Source organism: Pseudomonas sp. BCRC 81390 (assembly GCF_030341915.1).
GTDB lineage: Bacteria > Pseudomonadota > Gammaproteobacteria > Pseudomonadales > Pseudomonadaceae > Aquipseudomonas.
The window spans coordinates 23,598-39,201 of record NZ_JATAAG010000002.1 but is presented as its reverse complement, the minus strand read 5'-3'; the positions used below and the strand labels follow the sequence as shown (position 1 = coordinate 39,201).

14 protein-coding genes are annotated in these 15,604 nt (G+C 62.2%); 12 read left to right on the top strand and 2 right to left on the bottom strand.

Features of this window, described 5'->3' with window-relative positions:
• Positions 1-25 precede the first annotated feature (25 nt).
• From QSV36_RS00410 to QSV36_RS00385, 6 genes are all read left to right on the top strand, one after another.
• Positions 26-643, top strand: a complete 618-nt coding sequence (locus tag QSV36_RS00410; protein ID WP_170027685.1) for a c-type cytochrome — start codon at positions 26-28, stop codon at positions 641-643.
• A gap of 211 nt (positions 644-854) precedes the next feature.
• Positions 855-1,487 (top strand): thiol:disulfide interchange protein DsbA, encoded by a 633-nt coding sequence (gene dsbA, locus QSV36_RS00405; RefSeq protein WP_225779897.1) that lies wholly within the window; start codon positions 855-857, stop codon positions 1,485-1,487.
• An 11-nt stretch (positions 1,488-1,498) separates the two neighbouring features.
• Positions 1,499-2,353, top strand: a complete 855-nt coding sequence (locus QSV36_RS00400) for an endonuclease/exonuclease/phosphatase family protein (protein WP_289128858.1) — start codon at positions 1,499-1,501, stop codon at positions 2,351-2,353.
• Positions 2,354-2,380: 27 nt separating this feature from the next.
• Positions 2,381-4,324, top strand: a complete 1,944-nt coding sequence (locus QSV36_RS00395; protein WP_289128856.1) for a GGDEF domain-containing protein — start codon at positions 2,381-2,383, stop codon at positions 4,322-4,324.
• A gap of 77 nt (positions 4,325-4,401) precedes the next feature.
• Entirely contained in the window at positions 4,402-5,190 is a 789-nt protein-coding gene (locus tag QSV36_RS00390; RefSeq protein WP_289128853.1) for an N-acetylmuramoyl-L-alanine amidase, read from the top strand.
• 99 nt (positions 5,191-5,289) lie between these two features.
• Positions 5,290-6,891, top strand: a complete 1,602-nt coding sequence (locus QSV36_RS00385) for an EAL domain-containing protein (RefSeq protein WP_289128849.1) — start codon at positions 5,290-5,292, stop codon at positions 6,889-6,891.
• On the opposite strand, the gene QSV36_RS00380 is transcribed toward QSV36_RS00385, so the two are convergent.
• Together QSV36_RS00380 and algB are read right to left on the bottom strand one after the other, a co-directional pair.
• Positions 6,870-8,651: a KinB sensor domain-containing domain gene (locus tag QSV36_RS00380; protein WP_289128846.1), complete on the bottom strand. Its 1,782-nt coding sequence runs from the start codon at positions 8,649-8,651 to the stop codon at positions 6,870-6,872. The genes QSV36_RS00385 and QSV36_RS00380 overlap by 22 nt on opposite strands.
• Positions 8,648-9,994, bottom strand: coding sequence for a sigma-54-dependent response regulator transcription factor AlgB (gene algB / locus QSV36_RS00375; protein ID WP_289128844.1), 1,347 nt, complete (start codon positions 9,992-9,994; stop codon positions 8,648-8,650). The genes QSV36_RS00380 and algB overlap by 4 nt, the downstream gene beginning before the upstream one ends.
• A gap of 211 nt (positions 9,995-10,205) precedes the next feature.
• Between algB and QSV36_RS00370 the strand changes: the two genes are divergently transcribed.
• The 6 genes from QSV36_RS00370 to QSV36_RS00345 all read left to right on the top strand — a co-directional run bounded on the left by QSV36_RS00370 (position 10,206) and on the right by QSV36_RS00345 (position 15,600).
• A complete protein-coding gene (locus tag QSV36_RS00370; RefSeq protein ID WP_289128841.1) occupies positions 10,206-11,027 on the top strand; it encodes a BON domain-containing protein in 822 nt (273 codons plus the stop codon).
• 178 nt (positions 11,028-11,205) lie between these two features.
• The gene (locus QSV36_RS00365) at positions 11,206-11,496 is read left to right on the top strand and encodes a hypothetical protein (protein ID WP_289128838.1); all 291 of its coding nucleotides are present in this window, start codon (positions 11,206-11,208) and stop codon (positions 11,494-11,496) included.
• 41 nt (positions 11,497-11,537) lie between these two features.
• A complete protein-coding gene (locus tag QSV36_RS00360) occupies positions 11,538-11,699 on the top strand; it encodes a DUF1328 domain-containing protein (protein ID WP_003252966.1) in 162 nt (53 codons plus the stop codon).
• 2 nt (positions 11,700-11,701) lie between these two features.
• On the top strand, positions 11,702-12,172 hold the full coding sequence (locus tag QSV36_RS00355) for an inhibitor of vertebrate lysozyme family protein (protein WP_289128835.1): 471 nt from the start codon (positions 11,702-11,704) through the stop codon (positions 12,170-12,172).
• A 734-nt stretch (positions 12,173-12,906) separates the two neighbouring features.
• Positions 12,907-14,235, top strand: coding sequence for a glutamate/aspartate:proton symporter GltP (gene gltP / locus QSV36_RS00350; protein ID WP_289128832.1), 1,329 nt, complete (start codon positions 12,907-12,909; stop codon positions 14,233-14,235).
• Positions 14,236-14,370: 135 nt separating this feature from the next.
• On the top strand, positions 14,371-15,600 hold the full coding sequence (locus tag QSV36_RS00345; RefSeq protein ID WP_289128829.1) for a spore maturation protein: 1,230 nt from the start codon (positions 14,371-14,373) through the stop codon (positions 15,598-15,600).
• Positions 15,601-15,604 lie beyond the last annotated feature (4 nt).

Genomic DNA, 15,604 nt, shown 5'->3' with positions numbered 1-15,604 from the left:
ACCCTTAGCCGTGTTGGATTAGCTGATGAACAAACTAGTCGTGAGTCTGCTGTTGACCCTGGGTGTCGCAGGTGCGGCCACTGCTGCGCAACCCATCAAAGGCGATGCTGCCGCCGGCCAGGCCAAGACCGCCGTCTGTGGCGCCTGCCACAACCCCGACGGCAACAGCCTGGCACCGAACTTCCCGAAACTGGCCGGCCAGGGCCAGCGCTACCTCGAAAAGCAGCTGCACGATATCAAGTCGGGCAAGCGCACCGTGCTGGAAATGACCGGCATGCTGGCCAACTTCAATGACCAGGACCTGGCCGACATCGCCGCGTACTTCTCCAGCCAGAAAGGCAGCGTGGGCGCCGCTGATCCCAAGTTGGTCGAACGTGGCCGTGCGCTGTTCAACGGCGGTGACCTGGAGAAAGGCATGCCTGCCTGCACCGGCTGCCACTCGCCCAACGGCGCAGGCATCGCCCTGGCCGGCTTCCCGCACCTCGGCGGCCAGCATGCGCAATATGTAACCAAGCAGCTCACTGATTTCCGTGAAGGCAACCGTACCAACGATGGCGATGCGATGACCATGCGTACCATTGCCGGCAAGCTGAGCAACCACGACATCGAGGCGTTGGCCAGCTACATCCAGGGCCTGCATTGAGGTGCGGGGCGGCCTTGTGTCGTGATGGCGCAAGGCCGCTGCCGCCCGGCGCACCGTTAACCTGCCGTTAATGTTATAGGCCAATGCTGAAAGGGCGGCCGGACCGCCCTTTTTTCAGTCCGCAGCCGTTACACTACAGAACTCGAGCCCTTCCCGGCCTGTCACAGTGCAGGTCGCGCCGGGGCGACCCATGACTGCTCAGGAGTAAAGCATGCGTAAACTGATTCTCAGCGCTGCGCTGGTCGCCGCCAGCGTGTTTGGTATGACTGCCGTTCAGGCCGCCGAGCCTGTAGCCGGCAAGGAATACATCGAGCTGAGCAACCCTGTTCCGGTTTCCGTGCCTGGCAAGATCGAAGTGGTCGAGTTGTTCTGGTACGGCTGTCCACACTGCTATCACTTCGAACCAACCATCAACCCTTGGGCCGAAAAACTGCCCAAGGATGTCAACTTCAAGCGCGTACCCGCCATGTTCGGTGGCCCATGGGATGCGCACGGCCAGATGTTCCTGACCCTCGAAGCCATGGGCGTCGAGCACAAGGTGCACGCGGCAGTGTTCGACGCTATCCAGAACCAGCGCAAGCGCCTGACCGATCCGCAGGATATGGCCGACTTCCTCGCCACACAGGGCGTGGACAAGGACAAGTTCCTCGCCACCTTCAACTCGTTCGCCATCAAGGGCCAGGTCAACCAGGCCAAGGAACTGGCCAAGAAGTACGAAATCACCGGTGTACCGAGCATGGTGGTCAACGGCAAATACCGCTTTGACCTGGGTACCGCCGGCGGGCCGGAAGGCGTACTGAACGTTGCCGACCAGTTGATCGCCAAGGAGCGCGCCGCCAAGTAGGCGGCGTAACCATGCCCCGCTTCAGATCCACGCGTGGCATTGGCCTGCACCAGCCGCAGGTCAACGAACATCACTTGCACGCCCCTGGCCTGCCGGAAGATGGTCGCTTGCGGCTACTCAGTTTCAACATCCAGGTGGGCATCAGCACCGAGCGCTATCGGCATTACCTGACCCGCAGCTGGCAGCACCTGCTGCCGCACCACGGCCGTGCTGGCAATTTGCAGAAGATCGGCAAGCTGCTGGGCGACTTCGACCTGGTGGCGTTGCAGGAGGCTGATGGTGGCAGCCTGCGTTCGGGCTATGTCAACCAGGTCGAGCACCTCGCCCACCTGGGCGCCTTCCCCTACTGGTATCAGCAACTCAACCGCAACCTTGGGCGTTTTGCCCAGCACAGCAATGGCGTGCTCAGTCGTCTGAAGCCACAGTTGCTCGAGGATCATCCATTACCTGGCCCGGCCGGGCGCGGTGCGATCCTGGTGCGTTTTGGCGAAGGTGAAGACGCGCTGATCGTGGTGATGATGCATCTGGCCCTCGGCGCCAAGACTCGCGCGTTACAGCTGGGCTACATTCGCGAGCTGATCGGCGGCTATCGTCACCAGGTCCTGATGGGCGACATGAATACCCATGCCACCGACCTGCTGGAGCACTCGCCGCTGCGCGACCTGGGCCTGGTTGCACCGCAAGTCGAGGCCACCTTTCCGAGCTGGCGGCCACAGCGTTGCCTGGATCACATCCTGCTCAGCCCAAGCCTCACGCTGGAGCGTGTCGAGGTGCTGGCGCAGCCGATTTCAGATCACCTTCCCGTTGCAGTCGAGATTCGATTGCCTGATGCATTGACTGTGGATACGCTGCCGGTCCCGAGCTAATTGCCATCACCGTTTGCGGACCCGGGCATGACTGAAGACGCTGAGCGCTGGAAAGAAAAATACCTGAAAAGCATCGAGCAGCAGGAAAAGCTCGAGCGCCGTTGGGAGGCCCGTCTCGACTTGCTGCGTCGCGGCCTGGTCCGCAGCACCCTGGCTGCCGAGGGCAGTGACAAGGTGGTGGACCAGTGCATGAAGGAAATGCGCGAGGTCATCCGCAGCGACAACATGGACGCTGGCCTTGCCGGCCTGATTCCGCGCCTGGAGAAAGCGGTACTGGATTCCGAGCAACGTCGGGAAACCCGCATGAACCAGGTCGGTGACGCGCTGACCGCTCTGGTTGGCCAGCTGCAAGGCCTGCCGTTGCCAAACGATGTCTCCAGGCCGCTGAAGAAACTGGCGAAGAAGCTCGAAGGTGGGGTTGCCCAGTCACGCGATCTGCCACCGTTGCTGGGCGAACTGAGCGGCCTGCAGGGCCGTGCGCTGTCCGCCCTGGGCAAGCGCGGTGAAGAGTCCCGGCCGGGGCTGCTGCAGCGCTTGTTCGGCAGCCGTGAGGACGACGCGCAAGGCGAGCCGACGCCCGTTTCGACGGTGCCACCTGTTGCAGCCACGCAGCCCCAGGCGTCTAGTGGCGATCTTCAAGCCCCGCAGGCCGATGACGTGGATGCGTTGCAGCCGCTGCAAAACCCTTCAGCCGCTGTTGACGAGGCGTCTGCAACGCCCGAACCGCTGCTGGAGGTAGCTGGCCCGGCGCTGATCGAAACGGCTGAAATAGCCCCGGCCCCGCTACCGCAGCCAGCGACGGATGACGCACCTGTAGCGCAAGCTGTCGACAGCGAGCCCCAGGCTGAAGCGCAATCGCCACAGACAGTTGAGGCTGCCTTCGAAGAAGACGGCCCTTATGCCCTGCCCTACGCGGTAGAGCCGCCGTACAGCCAGGTGGCGGCGCACATCGAGCAAACCCTGATCGGCTTGCTCGATGACCTCAGCCTGCCCGAGCGGCACAAGGCGCAGGCGCTGGAGATGCGCGAACGGGTTGCCCGCGGCTTGAACTGGTATGAGTTGATCCCGGTGCTGGATGACCTGGCCGTGCTCATGTTGGCGATCACCGACAGTGGCCAGCATGAATTCGAAACCTACCTGCAGCAGCTCAACGAACGCCTGGAAGGCTTCCAGAGCCACCTGCACGAAGCCAGCGTCGGCCACGCCGACAACAGTTCCGCGGCCCGCGAGCTGGATACCCAGCTGCGGGAGCACGTCGACGGGCTGCAGAGCAGTGTGCTGGGCGCCGCTGACGTCGACAGCCTCAAGCACATCCTGGATAACCGCCTCGAAGGCCTGTTGGTGACCATGGACCAGCACAAGCTCGAGCGCGATCGCCGCGAGCAAGAATTGGCAGGGCGCCTGCAAGGGCTGTCGGAGCGGGTGGCGAACATGGAGCAGGAGGCGCTCGGCTACCGCGAGCACCTGGAGGAGCAGCGGCAGAAAGCCTTGCTCGACCCGCTTACCGGCCTGCCCAACCGTGCGGCCTGGAGCGAGCGGGTCGAACGTGCAACGATCGACTGGCAGGAAAACGGCGGCCACCTGGCGATGGCAATCCTCGACCTGGACCATTTCAAGCGCATCAACGACAGCTACGGGCACCTGGCAGGGGACAAGGTATTGAAGATTGTCGCCGACCAGTTGCGCAAACGCTTGAGCGACCACGAGTTCATCGCCCGTTTTGGTGGCGAGGAGTTTGTTCTGTTGCTACCGCATGCCTCGCCGGCAGCGGCAGCCAAGGTGGCCGAGGTGCTGCGTGGCACGGTTGAGGCCTGCCCGTTCCACTTCAAGGGCGAACGGGTGGTGATCACCACCTCCATCGGCCTCAGTGCGTTCCGCGCCGGGGAGCGTGGCGACCAGGTGCTCAAGCGCGCCGATGCGGCGCTGTACCGGGCCAAGGAACTGGGGCGCAATCGGGTCGAGCAGGCTTAGCCGTCTGCTGACTCGCGGCAAGCACGGCGCTCGGGGAGCACGTTATACTGTAGCGCTCATTCGCTGAGGCCACTGACGTGCTTTCCACGCTTAAAAGAACGCTGATCTCCTTCTTGCTGTTGTCTGTTGCCGGTTGCTCAACGGGCTTGCGCATCGACCGTAGCCATCCTTCGGCCAATCAGGACAACCGTATCCAGTTCGTTGTCCTGCACTACACCAATGCCTCGCTGGAGCGGTCCCTGGCCTTGCTGACCCATGGCGAAGTCAGCAGCCACTACCTGATTGGTGACGGCCCGGGCACGGTTTACCAGCTGGTGGACGAGAGCCGACGCGCCTGGCATGCAGGGGACAGCCAGTGGCAGGGCCGCACCTGGCTGAATTCGTCTTCCATTGGTATCGAAATCGTCAACCCGGGTTTCACCGATACGCCGAATGGCCGGGTCTGGCACCCCTACAGCGAAGCGCAGATCCAGTCGTTGATCGCGCTGCTCAAGGACATCGTCAAACGTAACAACATCGAGCCACGACACATCATTGGCCACAGCGACATCGCACCGCTGCGCAAACTGGACCCAGGGCCGCTGTTCCCCTGGAAACGCCTGGCCGATGCCGGTTTGGGTATCTGGCCGGATGCCAATGCAGTGGCGCGGCAGCAGGCCTATTTCAACGTCAACCCACCGAGCATCGGCTGGTATCAGCAGGAACTGGCGCGGTTCGGCTACGCGATCGAGCAGACCGGGGTCCTCGATGTCGCCACCCGCCATGTGATCGCCGCCTTCCAGATGCGTTTCCGCCCGCAGCGTTTCGATGGCATGCCCGACGCCCAGACGGCGGCGATGTTGCAGGTGCTCAACCGCATGCGTTAAGGCTGCGCGAGGGATGTTGCCGGTTTGATCGAGGCGCCAAACGGCAAGGGTGATTCCTGATCCAGTTGCTATACCTTAGTAATCAACTGGATGCCTTCGATGCCAGCCTTCATCGTCTTGCTGCGCCAAATTTTTTACCATCCCTGGATGCTGGCCATAATGGCCGCATTGGCCAGTGCCGCACTGTTGCTGTCCGCCAGCATCGGCATTGCCTTGCAGCAGATGAAGCAAAGCGAGAGCGCACAGATGAATGCCCAGGGCGAGCGCTTTCTCGAGCGTCTCGAGCAGGTGTTCGGCCAGTTGCGTGAAGGGGTTGACCTGTTGCAGGCGCAGCCTTTGCGCGGTTGCAGCCCGGCGATGCTCACGGCATTGCAGCAGGTCAGTCTGGGTTCGCGGTTCATTTATGAGGCAGCATACGTGGACGGTGACATCGCCTGCTCCAGCCGCGGTGACGAGCGGGCCTTCGAACCCTTGCGCGCGCCCGACATCCAGGGGCCGACCTACAGTTATTGGCTGAACACCACGACCGAGCCGAACGAGAACCTGGCCGCGCTGATGCTGGGGCGAGGCAAGTTCGTAGTGTCTACCTCGCGTGGGCACCTCACCGATGTGGTCGACCTGCCCCCGGGCGGCAGCCTGGTGGTCGTGCTGGACAATGGCGCCCGGGCCATCCCGGTATTGGGGCCGCCACAGGTATGGCCGCCACCCTCGGCCTGGTCGGCAAGCCACAAGTCCCTGCTGGAACTCAGCGACCGGCTGATCTATCGCATGCCGACCAAGTCACCGGACTACCAACTGGTGCTGATCGCCCCACGGGCAAAACTGCCATTGAAGATGAACGGCATGCTCTGGCTGCTGTTTCCCGGCAGCGTACTGGCCGCCTGCTGCATCGGCTGGCTGGTGCTGCAACTGATCCTGCAAAAGCGGTCAATGAGTTCGGAGCTGCAGAATGCCTTGCGTCGTGGCGAGCTGCAGGTGCTCTACCAGCCGATCTTCGAGCTCGATACCCGCCGTTGCGTGGGGGCCGAGGCGCTGGTGCGCTGGCGCCGCCCGGACGGGACGCTGACCAGCCCGGACCTGTTCATTCCGCTGGCGGAGAACACCGGGCAGATTCGCCAGATTACCGACTTTGTCCTGCAACGCGTGCTGGAGCAGCTAGGGCAACTGCTGCGCTCGCACCCCAACTTGTACATTTCGGTAAACCTGGCGGCCTGCGATGTGATGGTGCCGCGGATTGGCCGGGTGGCGGCACGCCTGTTGGCCTTGCACAAAGTGGCGGCCAGCCAGATCGCTTTCGAGGTGACCGAACGCGGCCTGATCGATGTGGTGGTGGCCCGCGATAACCTGCAGGCGCTGCGGGCGGTGGGGCATCAGGTGCTGATCGACGATTTTGGCACCGGTTATTCCAGCCTGGCCTATCTGCAGACCCTGCCGGTGGACTGCCTGAAGATCGACAAGGCGTTCATCGATGCCCTGGGGCATGATGCTGCCAGCAGTGGCGTTGCCCCGCATATCATCCGCATGGCTCATGACCTGCATCTGCGGGTGATTGCCGAAGGTATCGAGTGTGAAGACCAGGCGGTGCTGCTTAGCAGCGAAGGGGTCCATTATGGCCAGGGCTGGCTGTTCGCACGGCCGTTGAATGCCCGGCAGTTCGCCGAGTTGGTGGCCCGAGGGCATCAGACCGGCAGTGCCATGTAGAACTGGGTGCCCTGCCCCGGCCTGGAAAATACCCCCATGCGCCCGCCATGCAGTTGCACGATTTCCTTGCACAACGCCAGCCCCAGCCCCGCGCCGCCTTTCTTGCGGCCTACCTGCACGAAGGGCTCGAAGATGCGCCCCTGCTGCCCATAGGCAATGCCTTCGCCGTTATCCTCGACACTGACGATCACCCGTTCCGCGTGGCGTCGCGCATGCAGGCGGATTCGCCCGCCACTGGCGGTATGGCGGATGGCGTTGTGCAGCAGGTTGTCCAGCACCCGGTCAAGCTGGGCGACGTCCGCCTGAATGCGTGGTAGTGGCGGTTCCAGCTCCCTGATCAGCTCGATCTGTTTGTGTGCCGCCTGCTCGGCAAAGCGCAGCTGGGCGCGTTCGAGCAGTTCATCGATGGCGCACGGGGCCAGTTCGAGCTTTTGCAGCCCGCTCTGGTAGCGGCTGAAATTGAGCAGATCGTTTATCAACTGGGTCAGGCGCTGCATTTCCTCGCCAATGGTTTCCAGCAAGTCATGCTCCCGCGCCTCTGGCGGAAACTTGAGGCGCTCGCGCAACAGGCCGAACGCCATGTGCATGCCGGTTACCGGGGTACGTAACTCGTGCGAGGCGCGCAGTACGAACTCGCTGCGTACGCGCTCGAAGGCCCGCTGCTCGGTCACATCATGCAACACCATTACCGCGCCAAGGATCGGCCCTTGCGGGTGGCTGACCGGGGTCAGGCTGTAAGTGAGCAGACGGGTTTCGTCATCGACCTCAATGTTCAGGTCGTCTGGCGGGCGGTCGAGGTTGCCCCCGCGCAATACCTGGCGTAGCTGTTGTTCCAGTTCCGGGCGTTGCAAGGCCTCGGCCAGGCTGCTTCCGACCCGGCTGTCAGCCCAGCCCAGCTGGCGCTGGGCCACAGGGTTGAGGTGCTCCAGGCGGCCTTGGCGGTCAATGATCAACAGGCCATCGTCGATGCTGTCCAGGACGGCCTGCAGGCGCTGCTGGCCGGCCAGCAGCTCATCGACGTTGGTGGCCTGGTGTTTGCGCAAGGCTTCGGCCATCAGGCCGAAGCGGCGGGTCAGCTGGATCAGTTCGGCGGCCTGGGTAACTGGCAGGGTCACGTCGAAATTGCCCTTGCCAAGCTGGTCGGCCGCTTGGGCCAGGGCTTCGATCGGCTGGCCGAAGCGCCGTGCGATGTTATGCGCGGTGACGAAACCGAGAGCCAGCACGACCAGCCCCATCATGCCCATCATGCCGCTGATCAGCAGGGCGTGGTCGCGGGTGCGTTCTTCGCTGCGGGTGATATGTTCCAGGGCCTGTTTGTGGGAGTCGATCAGGTCGCTGCGCACCTGGTTGAAGGCGGCACCCAACGGTTGCTCCGCTCCCATGCTGCGGGCAGGTGCGGTGCTTTCTCGGTAGGCCTGGAGAAAGGCCTGGTAGTTGCTGCTGGCCTTGCTGAAGCTGGTACGCTCGCCGCCTTGCTCCAAGGCCTGGTTGAGCAGGGTCTGGAAGTCCTCCTGCAGCAACCGCAGGCTCTCTGGGGTGGTGTCCTCATCAAGGATCAGGGTCAGCTGTTCGCCGAGGTTCTGGCGCAACTTCAGCCCGACTTCCAGGACATGGGTGGTGTCGCGCACCAGTTGCTGTTGCACCGTAGCCATCTGCAGTACGCTGATCAACCCCAGCAGCAGGCCCAGCAGCGCCACGGTAACCAGCGCCGAGATACTGAGAAAGAGCCGCGTGCGCAGCTTCATGGGCGGCCACTTCATAGGTTGTACTGCTTGCGCTTACGATACAGGGTGGAGGCATCGATCCCGAGGGTCTTGGCAGCTTGGTCCAAGGTATCGCTGGCCGCCAGCACTGCGCCGATGTGAGCGCGCTCCAGCTCATCCAGGCTCAGGGCGGCGCCAACTCGCGGGGTGTTGCCTGCAGGCTGCTCGGCCATGCCCAGGTGGCTGACTTCCACGCGTTCCTGCGGGCAGATGATGCTGGCCCGCTCTACCACGTTGCGCAGTTCACGAATGTTGCCAGGCCAGCGGTAGTTGAGCAGCGCCGCCCGGGCTTCGTCACTGAAGCCTCGGGCGGGTCGGGAGTACTCCTTGACGAAGCGGGCGAGGAAGCGGTCGGCCAGGGTCAGGATGTCTTCACTGCGCTCGCGCAGCGGCGGCAGGTGCAGGGTGATGACGTTCAGGCGGTACAGCAGGTCTTCGCGGAAGCGGCTTTCGCGCACCATCTCTTCGAGGTTGAGGTTGGTGGCGGCCAGGATACGCACATCGGCACGGCGGGTGACCGGGTCGCCGACGCGTTCGTATTCCTTGTCCTGGATGAAGCGCAGCAGTTTGGGCTGCAAGGTCAGCGGGAAATCGCCGATCTCGTCGAGGAACAAAGTACCGCCGTCGGCCTGGTTGACCCGCCCGAGGGTGCTCTCGCTGGCACCGGTGAACGCGCCGCGAGTGTGACCGAACAGCTCGCTCTCCATCAACTCGGCATTCAGCGACGGGCAATTGATGGTCACGCAGGCTTTGCGGGCCCGCTTGCTCCAACCATGGATGGCTCGGGCAAGTTCGCCCTTGCCGGTACCGGACTCACCCAGGATGAGAATGTTGGCGTCGGTGGTGGCAACCTGCCGGGCGGTTTCCAGCACTGCCATCATGGCCGGGCTGTGCGAGTCGAGGCCGTCCTTGGGCTTGCGCACTTCGCCCTCAAGGGCCTCGAGGCGGGCCGACAGTTGGCGCACTTCCAGCTGCTTGGCAGTAGCCAGGCGCAGCTGGTCGGGGCTGCACGGTTTCACCAGATAGTCGGCAGCACCGGCCTGGATCGCGTCCACCGCCGTATCGATCGCCGAGTGTGCGGTCACGATCACCACTCGCATCCAAGGGGCCTGGATACGCATCTGGGCCAGCACGTCGAGGCCGTTGTCTTCGCCCAGGCGCAAATCGAGGAAGCACAGGTCGAATACCTGCCGCTGCAGCAGGCTTTCGGCCTGCGCCGCGCTGTTGGCCGTGGCCACGCTGTAGCCTTCGTCCTCCAGGCAGTAGCGGAAGGTGCGCAGGATCGCCGACTCGTCATCCACCAGCAGAATGCGGCCTTGATTGTCCTGAGCTGATTCCATGTCCTGCGCTCCTTAGGGATAGGTCTTCAAATTAGTGTGGGAAAAATCGGGCAAGTTGCATGGTCAATTCTGAAGGAATCGGACCTTTGCATGCTAGCCAATGGCCAATCAATGCCCAGAGGCCCCGCTATTCCAATGATTTGCTTAGAGGTCGCGGATGGCACATTGGTTGCGATGATTTTCAGTATTTGCCTACAGAAAGGAGGTCGCCATGACTTTTTACCTGCGGACCGCCGTGTTGGCAGCCGTCTTGCTGCCAACATTCACCCCGGCATTTGCCGACCCCGTTCAGGACGCGCGTCTCGAAGGCGCGCTACAAACGGCGCTGTCGCTGAACCGCATGCTCGACCTGTTCCGTATCGAGGTCGAGGTGGATGGCAAGCAGGCGCGGCTTTCTGGTGAGGTGGAGAACGATGTCGAACGCCAGCTGGCCGAGCATATCGCCCTGGCCACGCGCGGTATTGAAAAGGTGGACAACCAGCTGCGGGTCAACGCCCAGTTGGTGGAGCGCCCGCTTGAATTGCGTGCCTACGCCCAGCGTCTGGAGGACGCCACACTGGCGGCAGTGATCCGTGCCCGGCTACTGTGGAGCCGCATCACCGAGGACGCCCCTATAGATGTGCAAAGCAGTGAAGGGGTGGTCACCCTGCGGGGCCGGGTCGACAGTGCCGAAGCCAAGGAACTCGCCGGCGTGGTGGCGCGCACCACCGACGGCGTGCAACTGGTCAACAACCTGGTCAGTCTTGATTCCGCAGCCATGGCCAAGGCCGGGGAAGCCCCCGTAGGCCTGCCGACGGGGCCACAACCGAGCGACAGCTGGATCATCGACAAGATCCAGAACAGCTACCGCTTCAGCCGCAACCTGGACGGCCTGAACCTCAAGGTGGCCAGTGAAGAGGGCCTGGTGCGGCTGGCGGGCGAGGTGGTCAGCAGCGAGCAGAAAACCATTGCCGTGGAGATAGCCCGGCAGATCGTGGGTGTGCGTGGCGTGGACGCAGACCTGCTCAAGGTGGCCACCAAGGTAGAAGGCTGAACGATCGTGCAATTCGCACGACGGCAAGGTAGGCATCGTGCAGGATACGTGCTTGGCAGGCGCGCACGATGTCTGTAACCGCTTGAATTAAAAGGATTTTATCGAATATTGAAAGCTGGCATGCGGGCTGCAATTACCTGTTCAGGTTTGAACAAAAATTACAGCAGGAGGAGCCGGCATGAACCGTCAATCCGTCAATCGCTCGCAGAACGCCGCACTGCCCCTGCGCCAGGTGCTGACACTTGGTATGGCGCTGCTGCTGACCCTGGCTGCCGGTCTCTTCTATTACAGCTGGCAAACCGCGCGTCTGGCCGAGCAAGTGGCGGCCCAGACCGCCCTGTTGACCCAGATCCAGGCGACCCGTGCCAATACCCTGGTCAGGGCCACCGACCCGGTGGCTGGTGGCCAGGACAAGGCTTCACCGGCCACAGTGGAAACTGTCGTGCCGCAGGATCGCTGGGTGTTCTGACCCAGAGTCGGACCGATTTCGAAAAAGAAAGGAGAACCATCATGCTGAGCTGGGCTATCACTTTCCTCATCATCGCCATTGTCGCCGCAGTACTGGGCTTCGGTGGTATCGCAGGCGCTGCCACGGGTATCGCGAAGATTCTGTTCATCGTCTTCCTGGTGCTGTTCGTAGCCTCCTTCTTCTTTGGACGTGGACGAGGTTAAAGATGGGCGGGAAGCGTTGGACAGCCCTGGCTGCCGCCTTGTTACTAGGCGGCAGTGCAGCGGCGATGGCGGCCAATGACGGCCAGGTGCGGGTCGACCAGCTGCTCGGTTCGGACCCTGAGTACCGGGAAACCTGGCAGGACGCAATCAAAGGCGAGGAACGCCTGCCCGATTGGGTGGTCAATCTGACCGGCAGTTCCCAGCAGCAGATGTCGGCCGTGACCGAGGATGGCGACAAGTATCTGGTCGGTCCGTTGTGTGAACGGCAGGACAATTGCACCTACAAGCGCCTGATCGTGGCGTTCAGCTGGGACAAGGACGATGCCTACGGGATGCTTGTCGAAGTGCCCGAGGGCTTGCCCAAGGACAAGTCGCCTACCCGCCACGCCCAGTATCGCTGGCTGGGCAAGCCGGATGACGGCATGAAGGCGATGCTGCAAGAGCAGCTCAAGCGTGACCCGAACTGGTACTGAGCTTGCTGCGGTACGGGGTGCGAGGTCATGCACTGTCACGTAACGGAAGCCGAACCTTTCTATAGTTCGGCCTTCCAAGATGCGCCGCCCCGAGGAGGGGCAGCACATGACCAGGGGGCCGGGCTGTTCTGATTGCTACTGGATCGGAGTGGCCTAGGGGTACAGGGAGTGCCTCCAGCAATGGGCCGGGTCAGGAAAGGCGGAATCGGAAGCATCAGGTCGGCGGTGCCACAGGGTAACTGGCCAGACCTGACTTCCGAGGAGCCATGCCATCCCCTTCCCTGCACGAACAGCCGTTCGAGACACATTTTGTTTCGACCGTACATCATTTTTTCTCGGCCAGTCTGGCTTTCGCCCAGGTGGCATTTACGCCATTCGGATAGTCGAACAAGCCATTCTTTCGGCACTTTAGACCCTGCCAAATCTGCCGAAATATGGCGGTTTGGTCTTGTTCGGAATTCCGAACGTTATAAATCAAGCACTTGCGAACCCATCCTGACAGCCAGAAATCATATGCGTAAACGGTATAGGCCATGCGTTTCCGGCATTAGATTTCCCCCTTTGCCATCGCAATAGTTGCCGCCTTTTTCGCTGGCCGAGCGTTCTATCGCCCGCCTGCGGTGTCCTTACATGAACTCGCCGGACGGAACATCTGCTGCCCATGAGCTGGGCAACGGCTCTGTTACAAGCGTTTCCGTTGGGTGCCCATGACCACTAGAACAAAGGGTAAAGACATGAAGAAGGCAAAACTGAGCCTCGCCTGGCAGATCGTCATCGGTCTGGTCCTGGGTGTTGCAATCGGCGCGCTACTGAATCACTTCAGTGCGGAAAAGGCATGGTGGATCAGCAACGTCCTCCAGCCCGCTGGTGACATCTTCATTCGCCTGATCAAGATGATCGTCGTCCCGATCGTGATTTCGTCGCTGATCGTGGGCATCGCCGGGGTTGGCGACGCGAAAAAACTCGGCAGTATCGGCCTGAAGACCATCATCTACTTCGAAGTGGTCACCACCATCGCCATTCTCGTGGGCCTGGTGCTGGCGAACCTATTCCACCCTGGTGCCGGCATCGACATGAGCACCCTGGGCACCGTCGACATCTCCAAGTACCAGGCTACCGCCGCCGAGGTACAACATGAGCACGCGTTCATCGAGACCCTGCTCAACCTGATCCCGTCGAACATCTTTGCAGCGCTGATGCGCGGCGAGATGCTGCCGATCATCTTCTTCTCGGTGATGTTCGGCCTGGGCCTGTCGAGCCTGCAGGCAGAGCTGCGCGACCCGCTGGTGCGCACCTTCCAGGCGGTTTCCGAGACCATGTTCAAGGTCACCCACATGATCATGAACTACGCCCCGATCGGCGTGTTCGCCCTGATCGCGGTGACTGTGGCCAACTTCGGCTTCAGCTCGCTGCTGCCGCTGGCCAAGCTGGTGCTGCTGGTGTACTTCGCCATCGCCTTCTTCGCCTTCATGGTGCTGGGCCTGGTCGCCCGCCTGTTTGGTTTCTCGGTGATCAAGATCATGCGCATCATGAAAGATGAGCTGATCCTCGCCTACTCCACCTCCAGCTCGGAAACCGTGCTGCCGCGCGTGATCGAGAAGATGGAGAAGTACGGTGCACCGAAGTCGATCTGCTCGTTCGTGGTACCGACCGGCTACTCCTTCAACCTCGACGGTTCGACCCTGTACCAGAGCATCGCAGCCATCTTCATCGCCCAGCTGTACGGTATCGACCTGTCGTGGAGCCAACAGCTGCTGCTGGTCCTGACCCTGATGGTTACCTCCAAAGGTATCGCGGGCGTACCGGGCGTGTCCTTCGTGGTCCTGCTGGCTACCTTGGGCAGCGTGGGCATTCCGCTCGAAGGCCTGGCCTTCATCGCCGGTGTCGACCGCATCATGGACATGGCCCGTACCGCCTTGAACGTCGTGGGCAACGCCCTGGCAGCCCTGGTCATCGCGCGTTGGGAAGGCATGTACGATGCCGCCAAGGGCGAGAAGTACTACGCCTCGTTGATGGCCGACAAACAGGAAGCCGCGGTGGTTGGCGAAGCTGCCAAGCGCTAAGCCTCACTCACGTTTGACCAGAAGCCCCGACTTGTCGGGGCTTTTTGTTTTACGCAGTGTTCGCGGCTTCCGGTAGGAGCGGTCGCGAGGGGCCCGATACGCTATCATTCGGGCATTTTTCAGGGGGATACACGGATGCTCAACGGCCTTTGGCTTGGTTTTTTCCTGGTGGCGGCCGTGTCCGCGCTGGCGCAATGGCTGGTTGGCGGCAACCCCGGTATCTTCGCGGCCATGGTCGAGAGCATCTTTGCCATGGCCAAGCTGTCGGTCGAAGTCATGGTGCTGTTGTTCGGCACACTGACCCTTTGGCTGGGCTTCCTCAAGGTTGCCGAAAAGGCTGGCATCGTCGAATGGCTGGCCCGGGTGCTTGGCCCGCTATTCGCGCGGCTGATGCCCGAGGTCCCGCCCGGCCACCCCGCCCTAGGCCTGATCACCATGAACTTTGCCGCCAACGGCCTGGGGCTGGATAACGCCGCCACCCCGATCGGCCTAAAGGCCATGCGTGCGTTGCAGGAGCTGAACCCCAGCAGCACCACGGCGAGCAATGCACAGATCCTGTTTCTGGTACTCAACGCCTCGTCGTTGACCCTGCTGCCGGTAACCATCTTCATGTACCGCGCCCAGCAGGGCGCAGCGGACCCGACCATGGTGTTCCTGCCCATCCTGCTGGCCACCAGTGTCTCGACCCTGGTCGGCCTGTTGTCGGTGGCGGTGATGCAGCGCTTGCGCCTGTGGGACCCGGTGGTGCTCGCCTACCTGATTCCGGGTGCCTTGCTGCTGGGTGGCTTCATGGCATTCCTCGGCACCCTGTCGGCGGCTGCACTGGCCAGCCTGTCGTCGATCCTGGGCAATCTCACCTTGTTTGGCGTGATCATTCTGTTCCTGGTAATTGGCGCCCTGAGGCGGGTACAGGTTTACGAAGCGTTCGTGGAAGGCGCCAAGGAAGGGTTCGATGTGGCCAAAGGGCTTTTGCCCTATCTGGTGGCGATGCTGGTGGCGGTGGGTGTGCTGCGCGCGTCTGGCGCCTTGGAGATGGCTCTGGACGGCATCCGCCATCTGGTCACCTGGATGGGCCTGGACACCCGTTTCGTCGAGGGCTTGCCCACGGCGCTGGTCAAGCCGTTCTCCGGCAGTGCCGCGCGGGCGATGCTGATCGAGACCATGCAGACCCATGGCGTCGACAGCTTCCCCGCGCTGGTGGCAGCAACTATCCAGGGCAGTACCGAAACCACCTTCTATGTGCTGGCGGTGTACTTCGGTGCCGTGGGTATCCAGCGGGTGCGCCATGCGGTCGGCTGCGCATTGCTGGCGGAATTGAGCGGTGTGATTGCGGCGATCTTCGTCTGCTACTGGTTCTTCGCCTGAGTCA